22 protein-coding genes are annotated in these 17,160 nt (G+C 61.9%); 15 read left to right on the forward strand and 7 right to left on the reverse strand.

What is annotated here, in order from left to right:
• Positions 1–7: 7 nt before the first annotated feature.
• On the reverse strand, positions 8–889 hold the full coding sequence (locus ACOZKU_RS10305; protein WP_421578786.1) for a LysR family transcriptional regulator: 882 nt from the start codon (positions 887–889) through the stop codon (positions 8–10).
• Between the two features lie 103 nt (positions 890–992).
• Here ACOZKU_RS10305 and ACOZKU_RS10310 point away from each other — a divergent pair, with 103 nt between their 5' ends.
• From ACOZKU_RS10310 to ACOZKU_RS10320, 3 genes are all read left to right on the forward strand, one after another.
• Entirely contained in the window at positions 993–2,489 is a 1,497-nt protein-coding gene (locus tag ACOZKU_RS10310; protein WP_314092786.1) for a CoA-acylating methylmalonate-semialdehyde dehydrogenase, read from the forward strand.
• A gap of 127 nt (positions 2,490–2,616) precedes the next feature.
• Entirely contained in the window at positions 2,617–3,708 is a 1,092-nt protein-coding gene (locus ACOZKU_RS10315) for a YjgN family protein (RefSeq protein WP_314092787.1), read from the forward strand.
• Positions 3,698–4,789 (forward strand): M48 family metallopeptidase, encoded by a 1,092-nt coding sequence (locus ACOZKU_RS10320; RefSeq protein ID WP_421578787.1) that lies wholly within the window; start codon positions 3,698–3,700, stop codon positions 4,787–4,789. Before ACOZKU_RS10315 ends, ACOZKU_RS10320 begins: the two co-directional genes overlap by 11 nt.
• A 76-nt stretch (positions 4,790–4,865) precedes the next feature.
• Here the strand turns inward: ACOZKU_RS10320 and ACOZKU_RS10325 are convergent, their stop codons facing one another.
• Complete coding sequence (locus ACOZKU_RS10325) at positions 4,866–5,909, reverse strand: Fe(3+) ABC transporter substrate-binding protein (protein ID WP_421578788.1); 1,044 nt, start codon at positions 5,907–5,909, stop codon at positions 4,866–4,868.
• 178 nt (positions 5,910–6,087) lie between these two features.
• Here ACOZKU_RS10325 and rirA point away from each other — a divergent pair, with 178 nt between their 5' ends.
• Positions 6,088–6,552: an iron-responsive transcriptional regulator RirA gene (rirA, locus tag ACOZKU_RS10330; RefSeq protein WP_421578789.1), complete on the forward strand. Its 465-nt coding sequence runs from the start codon at positions 6,088–6,090 to the stop codon at positions 6,550–6,552.
• Between the two features lie 9 nt (positions 6,553–6,561).
• Here rirA and ACOZKU_RS10335 read toward each other — a convergent pair whose 3' ends face one another.
• A complete protein-coding gene (locus tag ACOZKU_RS10335; RefSeq protein WP_421578790.1) occupies positions 6,562–6,969 on the reverse strand; it encodes a response regulator in 408 nt (135 codons plus the stop codon).
• A gap of 124 nt (positions 6,970–7,093) precedes the next feature.
• Positions 7,094–7,807 carry a helix-turn-helix domain-containing protein gene (locus ACOZKU_RS10340; protein WP_421578791.1) on the reverse strand — a complete coding sequence of 238 codons (714 nt, stop codon included), beginning with the start codon at positions 7,805–7,807 and terminating at the stop codon, positions 7,094–7,096.
• A 70-nt stretch (positions 7,808–7,877) separates the two neighbouring features.
• On the opposite strand from ACOZKU_RS10340, the gene ACOZKU_RS10345 reads away from it, so the two are divergent.
• From ACOZKU_RS10345 to ACOZKU_RS10380, 8 genes are all read left to right on the forward strand, one after another.
• Positions 7,878–8,306: a hypothetical protein gene (locus ACOZKU_RS10345; RefSeq protein WP_421578792.1), complete on the forward strand. Its 429-nt coding sequence runs from the start codon at positions 7,878–7,880 to the stop codon at positions 8,304–8,306.
• Positions 8,303–9,898 (forward strand): ABC transporter substrate-binding protein, encoded by a 1,596-nt coding sequence (locus ACOZKU_RS10350; protein WP_421578793.1) that lies wholly within the window; start codon positions 8,303–8,305, stop codon positions 9,896–9,898. The genes ACOZKU_RS10345 and ACOZKU_RS10350 overlap by 4 nt, the downstream gene beginning before the upstream one ends.
• Before the next feature lie 105 nt (positions 9,899–10,003).
• Positions 10,004–11,008: an ABC transporter permease subunit gene (locus ACOZKU_RS10355; protein WP_421578794.1), complete on the forward strand. Its 1,005-nt coding sequence runs from the start codon at positions 10,004–10,006 to the stop codon at positions 11,006–11,008.
• Between the two features lie 10 nt (positions 11,009–11,018).
• On the forward strand, positions 11,019–11,927 hold the full coding sequence (locus ACOZKU_RS10360) for an ABC transporter permease subunit (protein ID WP_421578795.1): 909 nt from the start codon (positions 11,019–11,021) through the stop codon (positions 11,925–11,927).
• Positions 11,927–12,781: an ABC transporter ATP-binding protein gene (locus tag ACOZKU_RS10365; RefSeq protein WP_421578796.1), complete on the forward strand. Its 855-nt coding sequence runs from the start codon at positions 11,927–11,929 to the stop codon at positions 12,779–12,781. Before ACOZKU_RS10360 ends, ACOZKU_RS10365 begins: the two co-directional genes overlap by 1 nt.
• Positions 12,778–13,608 (forward strand): dipeptide ABC transporter ATP-binding protein, encoded by an 831-nt coding sequence (locus ACOZKU_RS10370; protein ID WP_421578797.1) that lies wholly within the window; start codon positions 12,778–12,780, stop codon positions 13,606–13,608. The genes ACOZKU_RS10365 and ACOZKU_RS10370 overlap by 4 nt, the downstream gene beginning before the upstream one ends.
• A gap of 11 nt (positions 13,609–13,619) precedes the next feature.
• A complete protein-coding gene (locus ACOZKU_RS10375; protein ID WP_421578798.1) occupies positions 13,620–14,135 on the forward strand; it encodes a gluconokinase in 516 nt (171 codons plus the stop codon).
• 121 nt (positions 14,136–14,256) lie between these two features.
• A complete protein-coding gene (locus tag ACOZKU_RS10380) occupies positions 14,257–14,601 on the forward strand; it encodes a RidA family protein (protein ID WP_244760928.1) in 345 nt (114 codons plus the stop codon).
• A gap of 52 nt (positions 14,602–14,653) precedes the next feature.
• On the opposite strand, the gene ACOZKU_RS10385 is transcribed toward ACOZKU_RS10380, so the two are convergent.
• Entirely contained in the window at positions 14,654–15,454 is an 801-nt protein-coding gene (locus ACOZKU_RS10385) for a response regulator (RefSeq protein WP_314092821.1), read from the reverse strand.
• A gap of 149 nt (positions 15,455–15,603) precedes the next feature.
• Here ACOZKU_RS10385 and ACOZKU_RS10390 point away from each other — a divergent pair, with 149 nt between their 5' ends.
• Positions 15,604–15,801 (forward strand): NepR family anti-sigma factor, encoded by a 198-nt coding sequence (locus ACOZKU_RS10390; protein WP_421578799.1) that lies wholly within the window; start codon positions 15,604–15,606, stop codon positions 15,799–15,801.
• A 75-nt stretch (positions 15,802–15,876) separates the two neighbouring features.
• Here ACOZKU_RS10390 and ACOZKU_RS10395 read toward each other — a convergent pair whose 3' ends face one another.
• Positions 15,877–16,137: a YMGG-like glycine zipper-containing protein gene (locus ACOZKU_RS10395; RefSeq protein ID WP_314092826.1), complete on the reverse strand. Its 261-nt coding sequence runs from the start codon at positions 16,135–16,137 to the stop codon at positions 15,877–15,879.
• Positions 16,138–16,165: 28 nt separating this feature from the next.
• Complete coding sequence (locus ACOZKU_RS10400) at positions 16,166–16,321, reverse strand: DUF3309 family protein (RefSeq protein WP_117368338.1); 156 nt, start codon at positions 16,319–16,321, stop codon at positions 16,166–16,168.
• Between the two features lie 192 nt (positions 16,322–16,513).
• Between ACOZKU_RS10400 and ACOZKU_RS10405 the strand changes: the two genes are divergently transcribed.
• Positions 16,514–16,852 carry a hypothetical protein gene (locus ACOZKU_RS10405; protein WP_421578800.1) on the forward strand — a complete coding sequence of 113 codons (339 nt, stop codon included), beginning with the start codon at positions 16,514–16,516 and terminating at the stop codon, positions 16,850–16,852.
• A gap of 77 nt (positions 16,853–16,929) precedes the next feature.
• Positions 16,930–17,127, forward strand: a complete 198-nt coding sequence (locus ACOZKU_RS10410) for a CsbD family protein (RefSeq protein ID WP_314092833.1) — start codon at positions 16,930–16,932, stop codon at positions 17,125–17,127.
• Positions 17,128–17,160 lie beyond the last annotated feature (33 nt).

Raw genomic sequence — 17,160 nt, forward strand, 5'->3', positions numbered from 1 at the left:
TTGGCGCTCAGAGAAAGATTGCATGCTCCTGCCGCACGAGCTCCTGCACGAATTCGGCGACGGTGCGCACGCGGGCGAGATCGCGCGCGCTTTCGTGCCATGTCGTCCAGTAGGCGCGGCGGATCGTGTTGTCAGACAGGACGCGCACCAGCTCCGGATAGTGCCGGGCGATATAGTCGTGCAGGATGCCGACACCGGCACCGGAACGCACGGCCTCCGTCTGGCCGGTGGCGCTGGATATTTCGAAGCTCGCATCCCAGCTGCGCATGATCTCGCCGGTGAAATTCAGCGAAGCGGTGAAGATCAGGTCCTCCACATAGCCGACGCGGCGATGCGCCTTTAGGTCCTCGACGGTCTCCGGCGTACCGTTTTCCTCAAGGTAGTCGCGTGAGGCATAGAGGCCGAGCGTATAGTCCGTCAGCTTCGACGAGACGAGCCGGCCCTGTTCGGGCCGCTCCAGCGTGATGGCGATATCGGCCTCGCGCTGCGAAAGCGAGAAGGAACGGGGTACCGGCACCAGCTGAATCTTGAGTTCCGGATGCCGCGCCGTCAGCCGCCCGAGACGCGGCGCAAGGAAGGAGACGCCGAAACCATCCGGCGCGCCGACCCGCACGGTGCCCGCGACGGCCGTATCGATCCGGCCGATGCTTGCCTGCATCGCCAGCATCTCCGTCTCCATCCGCTCGGCCGCCCGCAGGAAGGCCTCGCCCTCGGCGGTGAGGTCGCAGCCATTGGTGCGGCGGATGAGCAGGCGGGTCTTCAGCGCTTCCTCCAGCGCGCTGACGCGGCGGCTGAGCGTCGCGTGGTTGACGCCGAGGCGGCGAGAGGCGGCGAGGATCTGGCCGGTGCGGGCAACGGCGAGGAACATACGGGCGTCGTCCCAGTTCATGTTGGCTCCGACTTTAATTTTTGCACAACGGTTCCTTATAGGAGGTGATTGTGTTGTGCAAATTGAAGTGCGATCATCCGCTCATAACCACGGAGGACTCCCCATGTACCAGATCGGCCATTTCATTCATGGCAAGCAGGTGCCCGGCACCAGCGGCCGTACCGCCAACGTGTTCAACCCGGCGACGGGTGAAGTCCAGGCGCAGGTCGCGCTTGCCAACGACGCCGATCTGCAGGCCGCCATCGACAGCGCGCTTTCCGCGCAGCCGAAGTGGGCCGCCACCAACCCGCAGCGCCGCGCCCGCGTCTTCATGAAGTTCGTCGAACTCTTGAACACGCATATGGACGAACTGGCCGTACTGGTTTCCAGGGAACACGGCAAGACGGTCGAAGACTCGAAGGGCGACGTCATCCGCGGCCTGGAAGTCTGCGAATTCGTCATCGGCATCCCGCACCTCTCCAAGAGCGAATTCACCGAGGGCGCCGGTCCCGGCATCGACATGTATTCGATCCGCCAGCCGGTCGGCATCGGCGCGGGCATCACGCCGTTCAACTTCCCGGGCATGATTCCGATGTGGATGTTCGCGCCCGCTATCGCCTGCGGCAACGCCTTCATCCTGAAGCCCTCCGAGCGCGACCCGTCGCTCCCGATCCGCCTTGCCGAGCTGATGATCGAAGCCGGCCTGCCTGCCGGTATCCTCAACGTCGTCAACGGCGACAAGGGTGCGGTCGACGGCATTCTCGCGCATCCGGATATCGCCGCCGTTTCCTTCGTCGGCTCCACGCCGATCGCCCGCTACGTCTATGGTACCGCTGCCGCCAACGGCAAGCGCGCCCAGTGCTTCGGCGGCGCCAAGAACCACATGATCATCATGCCCGATGCCGACCTCGACCAGGCCGCTAACGCCTTGATGGGCGCCGGTTACGGCTCGGCCGGTGAGCGCTGCATGGCGATCTCGGTCGCCGTTCCCGTCGGTGAGGAAACCGCAAACCGCCTCATCGAAAAGCTCACCCCGATGATCGAGAGCCTGCGCATCGGCCCGTACACCGATGACAAGGCAGACATGGGCCCCGTCGTCACCAAGGAAGCCCAGACGCGCATCCTCGGCCTCATCGACAAGGGCGTTGAGGAAGGTGCAAACCTCGTCGTCGATGGCCGCGGCTTCAAGCTGCAGGGTTATGAAGACGGCTATTTCGTCGGCGGCTGCCTGTTCGACAATGTCACGCCGGACATGGAAATCTACAAGACCGAGATCTTCGGCCCGGTTCTCTCCGTCGTTCGCGCCAAGACCTACGAGGAAGCGCTCGACCTGCCGATGAAGCACGAATACGGCAACGGCGTTGCGATCTATACCCGTGACGGCGATGCCGCCCGTGACTTCGCCAGCCGCATCAATATCGGCATGGTCGGCGTCAATGTTCCGATCCCGGTTCCGCTTGCCTATCACTCCTTCGGTGGCTGGAAGTCCTCGTCCTTCGGCGACCTCAACCAGCACGGCACGGACTCGATCAAGTTCTGGACCCGTACCAAGACCGTCACGAGCCGCTGGCCGTCCGGCATCAAGGGCGGTGCCGAGTTCTCCATCCCGACGATGAAGTGATCATCCCATCGGATCGACCATTGAAAAGGGCTCCCGCAAGGGGGCCCTTTTTTGTGCTTTGCGAAGAATAGGCCGCAAGCGCGGCCCGTTACCCCCTCGTGTTTTTGAATTTTCGAAGGGGGCAACCATGTCTTTGGCAGGATCGCCGCAACCCGCAGGGCAGGCGGGCGGCTTTCATCGCGTCACATTTACCGGCCGGGCGTCGGAATATTTCGGCATCTGGATCGTCAACGTTCTCCTGACGATCCTCACGATCGGCATCTATTCGGCCTGGGCTAAAGTCCGGCGCAACCGCTATTTCTTCGGCAACACCGTGCTGCTCGGCCGGTCCTTCGAATATCACGCCAAGGGCCTGCAAATCCTCATTGGCCGCCTCATCGTTCTCGGCGCCTTCGTCGTTCTGAACGTCATCGCCGCCGTCGTGCCGATCCTCGTTCTCCTGCCGACCCTCGTCGTCCTGATCGCCCTGCCATGGCTGGTTGCGAAGGGCCTGCGCTTCAGCGCGCGTGTCACGAGCTACCGCAATGTGCGCTTCGATTTCGTCGGTGGTGCGGGCGGAGCCTTCAAGGCCTTCATCCTCGGCGGTCTGCTCGCCGTCATCACGCTCGGCATCCTCACGCCGCTCGCCAGCCGCTGGGTCTCGCGCTACATCGGCTCGAATCTGCGCTATGGCGGCAAGGCCTTCGAGACGGATCCGAAGCTCGGGCCGCTTTACAAGTCCTGGCTTCTGTCGTTCCTGATCGCCATCATCGGCCTCGGCATCGTCGCGCTTCTCGTCGTCGCCAATATCTCGCTCATCCTGCCGATGATCGAGACGCCCGGCTCGCTGACGCCCGAACAGCAGATCCCGCTCGTGATCAGTGCGGTCATCGGCTATATCGTGCTGTTCACGACGATGGGTATTGCCGGTCTGTTCTATCGGGCGGGCGTGCGCAACATCGCCTGGTCCGCCACGACCTTCGACGGCAAGCATCAGCTGCTGAGCGACCTGTCGCGCACCCGCTACACCTGGATTGCGATCAGCAACGTCATCGTCACGCTGCTCACCCTCGGCCTAATGCGCCCCTGGGCGGCGGTGCGCATGGCGCGCTATACCTTCGAGCATACCGGCATTACCTTCACCGGCGATGTCGGCGAGCTTTTCAGCGCGCTGGAGGCGCAAGGGTCGGCCGTTGGGGCCGAATTCATGGACTTTGAAGGTTTCGATTTTGGCTTCTGAAACTGCGACCATTGCCGGCGGGGCCATTGCCAAGGGAGATTGGCACCCAGCCGGGTCCAGCCGCTCTGTCGAGGCTTGCCTCGTCGAACGGGCCGGGGAGATCGCTGCGCTGTCGGCGGGAGGCGAAAAGCCGCTCGCCGGCGCCGGTCTCTCCTGGGTCGAAATCTCCGGCCGTGTCGGCTCCATCCCGCGCCGGGTGACCTTTCCGGATGGCTCGGTTTTCGAGACCTGGGACAATGACGGCATCGACCGCTATCTCGCCGCGCGCGGGAAGGGCGGGGCGGGGCTCGTGCACTGGCTGGAGCAATTCCGCCTGCGCCTCATCGTCATCGTGCTCGCGGCCTTCGCGCTCGGTAGCATCGTCTATCGCTGGGGTGTACCGGCGCTCGTCGAGGTCGCCATCCTCACCACGCCGCCGATCGTGCCGCAGCTGATGTCGCAAGGCACCTTGCAGGCACTCGACAAGACAACCTTCTCGCCGACGAAACTCTCGGCGGAAAAGCGCGACGAGATCGCCGAGGGTTTTGCGCGCATCGCCGCCCAGTCGCCGCGTGGTGCGGGTGCCTACAATCTCAATTTCCGCGACGGCGGCTTCATCGGGCCGAATGCCTTTGCGCTGCCGGACGGTACGCTCGTCGTGACCGATCAACTCGTCGAACTGGCCGGCAAGGACAGCGAGATGATCGTCGGCGTGCTCGCGCACGAGATCGGCCATGTCGAACTCGAACACAGCCTCCGACAGCTCTACCGCGCCGCCGGCATGACGGGCCTCATCATGCTGATCGCCGGCGACGTCGGTTCCAGCGTGGAGGATGTTTTGGTACAGGGCGGCGGTCTTCTGGCGCTGTCCTATTCACGGGACGCCGAAAGCGCCGCCGACCGGCGCTCTGTCGAGCTGATGGCGAAGGCCGGCTACGACCCGACGGCGATTGCCCGCTTCTTCACGCTTCTGGAAGAGAAGCTCGGCGACAAGTCGGACACCAGCCTGCTCTCCACCCATCCGGGCACGCCGCAGCGCAGGAAGGACATCATCGACTACGCCCGGATCATTTCCGGCCAGTCGGATCCGGATTTGCAATAGGCTGAAGCATCGCGCAACAAATGAAAACGGCGGCCCGAGAGCCGCCGTTTCGCATTCGCCTTGGGAGGCTTCGGTATTACTGCGACGGGCCGTCGTTGTAGCCGACCTTGTCGACCAGCTCGGAGGCCTTTTTGCGGTTGGCTGCGATGTCGATGAGGGGCAGCACATCGGCCTTCAGCGTGCCGAAGGACTTGACGACCTCGGACGGCTCGGCGCCCGGCAGGACCGGATATTCGTAGACCTGCTCGGCATAGATCTGCTGGGCGGTGCCTGCCGACAGGAATTCCATCAGCTTCAGCGCATTGTCCTTGTTGGGCGCATTTTTGGCCATGGCCATGCCCGAGACGTTGACATGCGAGCCGCGGTCGTTGGCATTCGGGAAGAGCACCTTGATGGCGGCGGCCCATTCCTTCTGTTCCGGCTCCTTCTCGTTGGTCATCATCAGACCGACATAGTAGGAATTGCCGAGCGCCAGATCGCATTCGCCGGCAAGGATGGCCTTGGCCTGATCGCGATCGCCGCCGTCGGGCTTGCGGGCGAGGTTGTTCTTCAGGCCCGTCAGCCACTTTTCAGCCTCGGCTTCGCCGTGATGGGCGATCATCGAGGCGATCAGGCCGATATTGTAGGAGTGCTGGCCGTCGCGCGTGCAGATCTTGCCCTTCCACTTCGGGTCGGCAAGCTCCTCATAGGTGATCTCGTTCTGCGCGACGCGCTCCTTGGAGGCATAGACGACGCGGGAGCGCGTGGTCAGGCCAAACCAGCTGCCGTCGGGATCGCGATATTGGGCAGGAATGTCCTTGTTGATGACGTCGCTCGTCACCGGCTGCGTCACGCCGCCGTCCTTGGCTTCCGTCAGGCGCGAGATATCGACCGTCAGGATGACGTCGGCCGGCGAATTGGCACCTTCCGCCTGGATGCGTTCCACGAGGCCCTTGTCGAGGAAGAGCACATTCGTGGCGATGCCGGTTTCCTTGGTGAATTCATCGAGCAGCGGCTTGATCAGGTCCGGCTGGCGATAGGAATAGATATTGACTTCACCGTCTGCCAAAGCGGGCGCGGCGAAGGCCAGGCCGGCGGCCGAGAGGGCGAGGGCGGCGAGAGACGTCTTGAGCAGGTGCATCGGTCCTCCAGGTGCTTTATTCTTTACTGCCAAAGTCGTCTTTAACGGCTTGCCCCTTCCAGTCAACCGTGCTGCAGTGCGCATAACATGAATGTGATTTTCCGCTTTTTGGAATTGTTCTAAACGGTGATCTATCCTATATGTGGTGGAACCTGAGAAACCGGATTCGGAGTTCCCGATGCGTCTGACGAAACAAACCAACTATGCGGTGCGCATGTTGATGTACTGCGCGGCGAATAGTGGAAAGCTCAGCCGCATTCCGGAGATCGCCCGCGCCTATGGCGTCTCGGAGCTGTTTCTGTTCAAGATCCTCCAACCGCTGACCCGCGCCGGCATCATCGAGACGGTGCGCGGCCGCAACGGCGGCGTGCGCCTGCCCAGGCCCGCAAACGAAATCACGCTGTTCGACGTCGTGCGGGTGACGGAGGATTCCTTCGCCATGGCCGAATGTTTCGAGGCCGGTGAGGTCGAGTGTCCGCTGGTCGACAGCTGCGGCCTCAATTCCGCGCTGCGCAAGGCGCTTAATGCCTTCTTCGAAGTGCTTCAGCAGTACACCATCGACGATCTCGTCAAGGCGCGCCCGCAGATCGGCCTGCTGCTCGGTCTGGAAACCGCGCCGCTGGCCCAGCAGCCGGCGGCCTGACCTGCGGGGTCAGATGCCGGCGCTCGCGTCCCGCCTCACATATTCCTGCAGAATGAATTCGATGGCCGTCGGGTCGAGCTCGGCCTTGTCGATGCGGAAATCGACGCCGTAGTCGTCGATCTTCTGGAAATAGGCGTCGCTGATCGACGAGGAGATCACGCCGACCGGGCCAATGTAGCCGTTGCGGCGCAGCTCCGGCACGGTCTGGCGGAAATCCGCCTGCGGCTGCAACCGGTTGTCCATCAGGATCATGTCCAGCGGCGCACTGGCCGCGCGAATAAAGTCCAGCGCCGCCTCCACCGTCTCCACATAATGCAGCGTGATGGCATAGCTCGTGACCTTGCGCATCAAAGCGCGGAGGATGACGTTTTCCGCGGGGTCGTCATCGACGAGCAGGATATGCACGGGTGCTGTCATGATGCTGGCTGAACCTGATTGCATTTATTGGGTGGCCTTCTCCCGCGGCCACTCTCATCCAGGCCGCAGGTATTAACAAGTCCCTAACTCTACTATCCGTAGGTGAGGATCCGGTTTCGTAACGCTACTGTATGATCTGTTCGCGGATCGCTTTTGCCACCATCTGCGTGCGGTTCACCACGTCGAGCTTTTTCAGGATCGTCGCGGTGTGCGAGTTCACCGTATGCTCGGAGACCGACACGATGAGGGCGATTTCGCTCGCGGTCTTGCCGTAGGAAATCCAGCGCAGGATTTCCGTCTCGCGCGGGGTCAGGCCCATGCCCGCCTTGTTGGCGAGAACCTGGCGGTGGAAGTAGTCGAAGGCGCAATTGGCCTCGTAGCAGATCTCGTAATGGTCGCGGCGATCGATGTCGTCGCCGTCACCGAGGAAGAGCACGGCATAGCGCGTGCCGTTCACCGAATGCACGGGAATGGACAGCGCCATGTCGAAGCCGATCTGGTCGAGGAAGTCGGAGCCGTCGCGCGCGCCGTTCTCGACGTGATCCGTGCTGCGCCAGACGGTCGAGATCGTCGATTTGTAGAAGCTCTTGAACAGCGTGGAATCGTTGAGGCGATGCCGTTTGTCATAAGCCTCCGCCAGCCCCGCCGGCAGATCGTGCAGCATCAGGCGCGTGGAAAGCTGGCTGGTCTCGTGCTCGTTGATGAGCTGGAGCACGCCGAAATGCTCGAAGCCGTAGCGCAGCGCCATGGTATGGAATATGCGAAAGAAATCGACGCGATTGAGAGCCTTCTCAAGGTCGCCTTCGAAATCGTATCGCCTGTAATGTCTGTTCAGCACGGGCACGTGGTCTCCACCCCCAGAATCCACGAATGGAATCTAGCGCCGCAATCTCTGGCGGCAAAGGGTTTTGCGAGACAATTTTGCGGGGGGAGATCATTTTTTTGCGGGCAGCATCGTCAAGCCTTTGGAAACAAAGGCTGAAAACGAAAGCGAGGCCGCCCTTTTCTTTTTCGCTTCACCCCGCCGCGACGGGGAAAAGCAGAAAAGGACAGCCCCTCTTGCCTCGATGTCCCGTTATGACACGTCCCCTGTGTCGCCGCTATCAGGGGTGGTGGGGATTGACCGGGAGTCGGTGCTGATTCGTTCCGCTTTTAAAGCGGTTTCGAATGCTGTGGAGAATAAAGTTCTGCCGTTTTTTCCGAATGGACAAATTTGTTTGCTGACTTATTGCAATCCTGCGGCAAATGTCGTTCCATCCGCGCAAGCCGGGGCTGGAAATGCACCCGAGCTCGCAAACAAGAGAACAAAAAAGCAAACCTGGGAAGCTCAACTATGAAAAAGCTGACTACTCTCCTCGCGGCGACGGCAGTTGCCTCGCTGATGGCGACGGCCGCTTGGTCGAAGACCTTCGTTTATTGCTCGGAAGCGTCGCCGGAAGGCTTTGACCCCGGCCTCTACACGGGCGGTCAGACCTTCGACGCCGCAGCACACACGGTTTACAACCGTCTGGTGGAATTCAAGCGCGGCACGACCGAACTGGAGCCGGCGCTCGCTGAAAAGTGGGACATCTCCGCCGACGGCAAGGAATACACCTTCCATCTGCGCAAGGGCGTGAAGTTCCAGACGACGGACTATTTCACCCCGTCGCGTGAGCTGAATGCCGACGACGTGATCTTCTCCTTCGAGCGCCAGTACAAGGCCGACAACCCGTGGAACAAGTATGTTCCGGGCGCTTCCTGGGAATACTTCGCCGGCATGGGTCTGCCTGACGTTATCGACAAGATCGAAAAGATCGACGACCTGACGGTCAAGATCACGCTGAAGCGTCCGGAAGCGCCGCTGCTCGCCAACCTCGGCATGCCCTTCATCTCGATCGTTTCGAAGGAATATGCCGACAAGCTGCAGGCTGAAGGCAAGATGGAACTGATGAACCAGCAGCCGCTGGGAACCGGTCCGTTCACCTTCGTCGCCTACCAGCCGGATGCCGCCATCCGCTACAAGGCCAACCCCGACTATTGGGGCGACAAGCAGAAGATCGACGATCTCGTCTTCGCGATCACGACCGACGCTGCCGTTCGCGCGCAGAAGCTGAAGGCTGGCGAATGCCACCTGATGTCCTACCCGAACGCTGCCGACGTCGCCGAACTGAAGGCTGATCCGAACCTGCACGTTTCCGAGCAGGCCGGCCTGAACGTCGCCTACCTCGCCTACAACACGCTGGTTCCGCCGTTCGACAAGGTCGAGGTCCGCAAGGCCCTCAACATGGCCGTCAACCGCCAGGCCATCGTCGATGCCGTCTTCCAGGGTGCGGCAACCGTTGCCAAGAACCCGATCCCGCCGACCATGTGGTCGTACAATGATGCCGTCGAAGACGACAAGTACGATCCGGAAGCGGCCAAGAAGATGCTCGAAGAGGCCGGCGTCAAGGATCTCAAGATGAAGATCTGGGCGATGCCGGTTGCCCGTCCGTACATGCTGAACGCCCGCCGCGCAGCAGAACTGATGCAGGCAGACCTCGCTAAGGTCGGCGTCACCGCCGAGATCGTCTCCTACGAATGGGCCGAATACCTGAAGCTCTCGTCTGCCAAGGACCGCGACGGTGCGGCCATCCTCGGCTGGACGGGCGACAACGGCGACCCGGACAACTTCCTTGACACCCTGCTCGGCTGCGACGCCGTCGGCGGCAACAACCGTGCGCAGTGGTGCAACAAGGAATTCGACGACCTGATGACGAAGGCGAAGGAAACCTCCGACGTCGCAGAACGCACCAAGCTCTATGAAGAGGCCCAGATCATCTTCAAGCGCGAAGCGCCCTGGAACACCCTCGACCATTCGCTTGCCGTCGTTCCGATGAGCAAGAAGGTTTCGGGCTTCGTCCAGTCGCCGCTCGGTGACTTCGTCTTCGACGGCGTGGACATTGCCGAGTAATATCGGTTAATACGACAAACGCACGCCGCAAAGAGCGTGCCATGGCCGGCGGTCCGAAGACATTCGGGCCGCCGGTTTTTCAAAAATAAGAAGGGATTGGCTCCCATGTTTCGCTTTATCTTCGGACGGCTCGCCGTCCTGATACCCACGTTCATCGGGGTATCGCTGATTGCGTTCTCCTTCATTCGACTTCTACCGGGCGATCCGGTCATGCTGATGTCGGGCGAACGCGTCATGGCACCGGAACGGCATACCGAGCTCATGCACCAGCTCGGCCTCGACCGGCCCATCTATGTCCAGTATTTCGATTATCTCGGCGGTCTCGTGACAGGCGACTTCGGTTCTTCGATCGTCACCAAGCGGCCGGTACTGGACGACTTCCTGCAGCTCTTCCCGGCAACGCTGGAACTGGCGCTCTGCGCGATCATCGTCGCGGTCCTGCTCGGCATTCCCGCCGGCGTGCTCGCTGCGGTGAAACGGGGGACGTGGCTCGACCAGTCGATCATGGGCGCTGCCCTTGTCGGTTATTCGATGCCGATCTTCTGGTGGGGTCTGCTGCTCATCATCTTCTTCTCCGGCTATCTCGGCTGGACGCCGGTCTCGGGACGCATCTCGCTGATGTATTTCTTCCCGCAGGTCACCGGCTTCATGCTGATCGACAGCCTGATCTCCGGACAGGCGGGCGCCTTCAAGTCGGCATTGACCTACCTGATCCTGCCGACCATCGTGCTGGCGACGATCCCGCTTGCGGTCATCGCGCGCCAGACACGCTCGGCCATGCTCGAAGTCCTTGGTGAGGACTATGTCCGCACCGCGCGCGCCAAGGGTCTTTCGCCCTTCCGTGTCGTCGGCGTCCATGCGCTGCGCAATGCGATGATCCCCGTCATCACCACGATCGGCCTCCAGGTCGGCGTGTTGCTCGCGGGCGCGATCCTCACCGAGACGATCTTCTCCTGGCCGGGGATCGGCAAGTGGATGGTCGATAGCGTCTTCAAGCGCGACTATGCCGTGGTGCAGGGTGGCCTGATGCTGATCGCCGCCGTCATCATGATCGTCAACCTCGTGGTCGACCTGCTTTACGGCTGGATCAACCCGCGTATCCGGCACTAGGAGACGGTCCATGAGCACTGTTCAAACCACGGCCGAAACCAAGACGGGTGGCACGCCGCCCTCGGGCCTTTCCGAATTCTGGTTCTATTTCTCGCGCAACAAGGGCGCCGTCATCGGCCTCTTCGTGTTCCTGATCATTCTATTCGTCGCGATCTTCGCGCCCTTCGTGGCGCCGCACAATCCGGGCGCCCAGAACCGCGAACTCCTCCTCATGCCGACCATCTTCCAGGAAGGCGGCAGCTGGGGGCACATTCTCGGAACCGACGCCGTCGGCCGCGACATCCTCTCGCGTCTCATCTACGGCGCACGCTTCTCGCTCTTCATCGGTCTCGTCGTCGTGACGCTGTCGGTGGTGTCGGGCGTGCTGATCGGTCTGGTCGCCGGCTATTTCCGCGGCAAGGTCGATACCTTCATCATGCGCATCATGGATATCATCCTGGCGTTTCCCTCGCTGTTGCTGGCGCTTGTGCTGGTGGCCGTGCTAGGTCCGGGCCTGGTCAACGCCATGATCGCGATCTCGCTCGTCAACCAGCCGCATTTCGTGCGCCTGACGCGCGCAGCCGTGATGACCGAGAAGTCGAAAGACTATGTCGTCGGCTCGAAGGTCGCAGGGGCGGGCACGTTGCGCCTGATGTTCCTGACGATCCTGCCGAACTGCCTGGCGCCGCTGATCGTTCAGGCGACGCTCGCCTTCTCGGCGGCGATCCTCGATGCGGCGGCCCTCGGCTTCCTCGGCATGGGCGCCCAGCCGCCGACGCCGGAATGGGGCACGATGCTGGCCGAAGCGCGTGAATTCATCCAGCGCGCCTGGTGGGTCGTGACCTTCCCCGGCCTTGCCATCCTCATCACCGTGCTGGCCATCAACCTGATGGGTGACGGCCTGCGCGACGCCCTCGATCCCAAGCTGAAGAGGTCGTGATGTCGCTTCTCGAAATCAAAAACCTCACCGTCGAATTCCAGACGGCCTCCGGCCCTTTCCGGGCGGTGGATGGTGTGTCCCTCAAGGTCGACGAGGGCGACGTGCTTGCCATCGTCGGCGAATCCGGTTCCGGCAAGTCCGTTTCCATGCTGGCCGCCATGGGCCTTCTGCCCTGGACTGCGAAGGTGACGGCAGATGTGCTGACCTTCAACGGCCGCGACATGCAGGCCATGTCGGACAGCGACCGGCGCAAGATTATCGGCAAGGACATCGCCATGATCTTCCAGGAACCGATCGCCAGCCTCAATCCGTGCTTCACCGTCGGCTTCCAGATCGAAGAAGTGCTGCGCATCCACACGGATCTCGGCCGCAAGGCGCGGCGCGACCGGGCGATCGAACTCTTCCAGTCCGTCGGTATTCCGAACCCGGAAGAGCGCCTCGGCCATTTCCCGCACCAGATGTCGGGCGGCCAGTGCCAGCGCGTGATGATCGCGACCGCGCTTGCCTGCAATCCCAAGCTTCTGATCGCCGACGAGCCGACCACCGCGCTCGACGTGACGATCCAGAAGCAGATCCTCGATCTTCTCATGAAGCTTCAGGACGAGCACGGGATGGGCCTCATCATCATCACCCATGACATGGGCGTCGTCGCCGAGACCGCCGATCGCGTGATCGTGCAGTACAAGGGGCGGCAGATCGAGCAGGCCGATGTGCTCTCGCTCTTCTCCGACCCCAAGAGCGTCTATACCAAGGCGCTGCTTGCCGCCCTGCCGGAAAATGCCACCGGCGGCCGTCTGCCGACCATCACCGAAAAGCTCACCGACGCCGAGATTTTCGCGGGAGCCATGCGATGACCCCAGTTCTCGAAGCAAAGAACCTCAAGCGCGACTACCATATCCCCGGTAGCCTGTTCAAACCGGCCAAGACCGTTCATGCCGTCAAGGGCGTGAGCTTCAAGGTCGAGCAGGGCAAGACGCTCGCCATCGTCGGCGAGAGCGGCTGCGGCAAGTCCACGCTCGCCCGCATGGTCACGATGATCGACCCAATCACTGAAGGCGACATGCTGATCGACGGCCGCAAGGTCGACATCGCCAGCGAGCCGCTGACCTCCAAGATGCGCAGCAAGGTACAGATCGTCTTCCAGAACCCCTATGGTTCGCTCAACCCGCGCAAGAAGATCGGCGATATCCTGACGGAGCCGCTGGTCATCAACACGAAGATCCCGGCAGACGAGCGGCGCGATCGCGCCATGGCGATCCTGAAGAAGGTGGGCCTCGAAGAGAAGCATTACGGGCGCTACCCGCACATGTTCTCCGGCGGCCAGCGCCAGCGCGTGGCGATCGCCCGCGCGCTGATGCTCAATCCGCGCCTTCTGGTGCTCGACGAGCCGGTTTCGGCCCTCGACCTTTCGGTGCAGGCCCAGGTACTCAACCTGCTCGCCGACCTGCAGGACGAGTTCCAGCTGACCTATGTCTTCATCAGCCACGACCTCTCGGTCGTGCGCCACATCGCCGACGATGTGATGGTGATGTATTTCGGTGAGGCTGTGGAATATGGCAGCCGCGACCAGGTCTTCAACGACCCGCAGCACAGCTATACGAAAACCCTCTTTGCCGCGACGCCCCGCGTCGATGTGGACGCCATCCGCGCCCGCGTCGAACGCCGCAAGCGCGTCGCCTGAGGTTTGGCGCGATGACGAACGCCCGCACGATCGTCGTCATGGGCGTTTCCGGTTGCGGCAAGACCTCGGTCGCCGAGGGCCTTGCCGCAGCCCTTTCCGCCGCCTTCATCGAGGGCGACAGCCTGCATCCGGCCGCAAATGTCGAGAAGATGTCGAAGGGCATGCCGCTTGACGACGCGGACCGCTGGCCCTGGCTCGACATCATCGGTCGCGCCCTGTCCGATGCGCGTGCACGGGACGAGAGCATCATCATTTCCTGTTCGGCCCTGAAAAAGATCTATCGCGACCATCTGCGCGCCGCCGCAGGGGGGACATTGGCCTTCGTCTACCTGAAAGGCAGCCGCGAGCTGCTGCTCGGCCGCATGACCGCCCGGCGCGGCCACTTCATGCCGGCGAGCCTTCTCGATAGCCAGCTCGCGACGCTGGAGGATCCCTCGGGCGAACCTGGTGTGGTGGTGGTCGATATCGATGCATCCATCGCGCAGATCGTCAACGCGGCACTCGACGGACTTGCTGCCAGCAGGTGATCGGCGTTTGAATTTGCGCGTGAGTACTGGCGCCTTGCCGTTCCTCCCCCTATAGACGACGGGCCTGTCGGCGATCGCCCGCAGGTTTCCCGAGAGATTTTCGACCTGACAGGAACGACACATGGACATCAAACGCTTTGAAACCGGCCCCCGCATGAGCGGCGCCGTCGTGCACAATGGCACCGTATATCTGGCCGGTCAGGTCGGTCAGGCCGGCTCCGACGTTACCGAGCAGACCAAGCAGGCGCTCGCCGAAGTCGACCGTCTGCTGGCGCTGGCCGGCACGGACAAGACCCGCATCCTCTCCACCCAGATCTGGCTTGCCGATATGGCGGACTTTCCGAAGATGAATGCTGTCTGGGACGCCTGGGTGCCGCAGGGCCACACGCCCGCCCGCGCCACCGGTGAATCCAAGCTGGCGACGCCGGATTACCTGGTTGAAGTCATCGTCGTCGCCGCGCTTTAAGCGCAGGCACACGACCGGAATGAAAAGGCCCGCTTGCGCGGGCCTTTTTGCATTATGCGGACTTTGCGAGCCGCGCCTGTTCGTCGAAGAACAGCGCCTGGCTAATCAGCGCCTTCACCATGTCGGGATTGAACGGCTTGGTGACGAGGAAGGCCGGCTCCGGCTTTTCGCCGGTCAGCAGCCGCTCGGGGAAGGCGGTGATGAAGATGACAGGGATCGTGCTGTTCTTCAGGATGTCGTTGACCGCATCGATACCCGAGGAACCGTCGGCTAGCTGGATATCGGCAAGCACCATGCGCGGCGCGGTGCGGTGATAGAGCTCGACTGCCTCCGCATGCGTGCGCGCGATGCCGGTCACGTTATGGCCGAGACCCTTGACCATGTCCTCGATGTCCATGGCGATCAGCGGTTCGTCCTCGATGATCATGATATCGGTCGCGACCTGGCTGGAAATGTCGCGCGACGCTTCATCCAGCAATCCGGCAAACCGCTCTTCCGACACGTCGAGAATGTCGGCGGCTTCGGCCATGTCGAAACCTTCGACGGCGATCAACAGGAACGCCTTGCGTTCGGCCGGCGGAAGATTGGCCAGGTTGGCGGCCGCCTGGCGTTCCCAGCCGAATGGCGAGGTGTTTTCCGGCAGCGTCACATCGAGGTTTTCGAAGAGCGTGCAATAGAGCCGGTAGAGGGCGATCCGGTCGCTGCGATCCTGAGGATAAATCGAAATGTCGGCGACGAGCGCCTCGAGCATGGCGGCCACATACGCGTCACCGGATGTCTGGGATCCCGTGACGGCACGGGAAAAACGCCGGAGATAGGCGAGATGCGGTGCGATACGGGTGGAAAGTGACATGAAGTTCTCCCTGAATATGTTCCGCATCGGAACCGTTTCCGCTAAAGTTCATTGTGCGGAAACCTATTGGTAGCATGCTAAGTCTGACTTGCTATTGGGAATCTTGGGCAAAAGGAAGATAGCGGGCGGCACGCAACGGAAACAAGACCATGATCGAGCCCAACAAAGACAAGAGACGTGACGGCGGCAACACGCCCGCCAAAGCTGCCTTCGACCCGAATGGACCGGTCGGCCGCAAGCTGAAATCCTTTTACGACGTCATCGAAACCGAGCCTGTTCCCAATCGATTGCTCGATCTTTTGGAAAAGCTCGACGAGGCCGAACGGAAAGCCAACAGCAGTTCCTGAAAGCATTTTTCTTCCCTGTTCAAGACACGACGAAACGGGCCGCGAGGCCCGTTTCGTGTTTTCGCGCGATGCCTGTTAGCGGCAACGAGCTTCGTAGCGGCGGCCGTGGCGATCGCGGTAGACGCAGTAGCCGTCGCGGTCCGAGCGAGCGATGAGGTAACCCGCAGCGCCGCCGATGGCGGCACCCGCCAGCGCGCCGCCGGCCCGCCCGGTCACGGCGCCGCCAATAATGGCGCCCGAGGCCGCGCCGATCGCGGTGCCGCGTTCGGTCTGGCTGCATGCTGTGAGCGTCACAGTGGACGCGACGAGGGCTAGCGCGATGATGGTGTTCTTCATGGTTCCGGCTCCTGGATAGTTCTTTTGATCAAATACGTCCCATGAGGACGAGGATGAGAAGGATGACGACGATCAGGCCCAGCCCGCCCGACGGGCCATAACCCCAGCCGCGGCTGTATCCCCAGTTCGGCAGCGCGCCGATGAGGAGAAGAATAAGAATGATGAGAAGAATGGTGCCGAGCATCTGCGCTTCCTTTCACGTCCGCTTCGCAATCGAGCGATGGGCCGACAACGAGCCAGCATCCGATTTGTTCCCGAAAATGTGACAGCCGCGTCATTCGCCGCTGACGGAACCTTTTCGCGCACCGCTCCATTTTCCGACCACCTGATACCCGCGTTAACCGATGACCGGGGCCCGTGAACAAGGAGAAGTGAAATGGAACACATCGCCGCATTCATGCTTCTCATCGGCTGCAACGCCGGGACCGTTTCCTGCCAGGAGCTTCCAGCGCCGCAGGTAGCTTTCGAATCCATGGAGGAATGTGTCGGCGCGCTGCCGGTCGCTCTTGGCGGCGCCGGTGCGACGGGGCGGATCGTGCATGCCCGTTGCGCGGCCATCGATCCGGCCTGGGTGGAGGAGGACATCGAGATCACCTGGCGCATGAGCCGCGAAAAGGGCCTGGAAATCGATATCCGTGAAGCCGCACCTCCGGCAGATGGGATGCTCGTTGCCGAAAACGCACATCCGGCAGGACGTACCGCTCGTCTGCACTGAATCGGGAACCTTTCCGGTCCCATGGGATTTCTCTTATCGTCAACGCCATGCGTTCAACGAACAGAAAGGACAGCGACATGAATTGGGACATCATCGAAGGCAAGTGGAACGAATATAAGGGCAAGGCCCAGGCCCAGTGGGGCAAGCTCACCGATGACGATCTCGACGTGATCAACGGTCGCCGGGTGGAGCTCTCCGGCAAGATTCAGCAGCGTTACGGCCTCGCCAAGGAGGAGGCCGAACGGCAGATCGACGAATGGGAGCGCCGCCACTAGCAGGCCGCTGACCATATTGATCTCTGTTTATGC

It is taken from the genome of Shinella sp. M31 (assembly GCF_049199205.1).
In the GTDB taxonomy this organism is placed as follows: Bacteria; Pseudomonadota; Alphaproteobacteria; order Rhizobiales; family Rhizobiaceae; genus Shinella.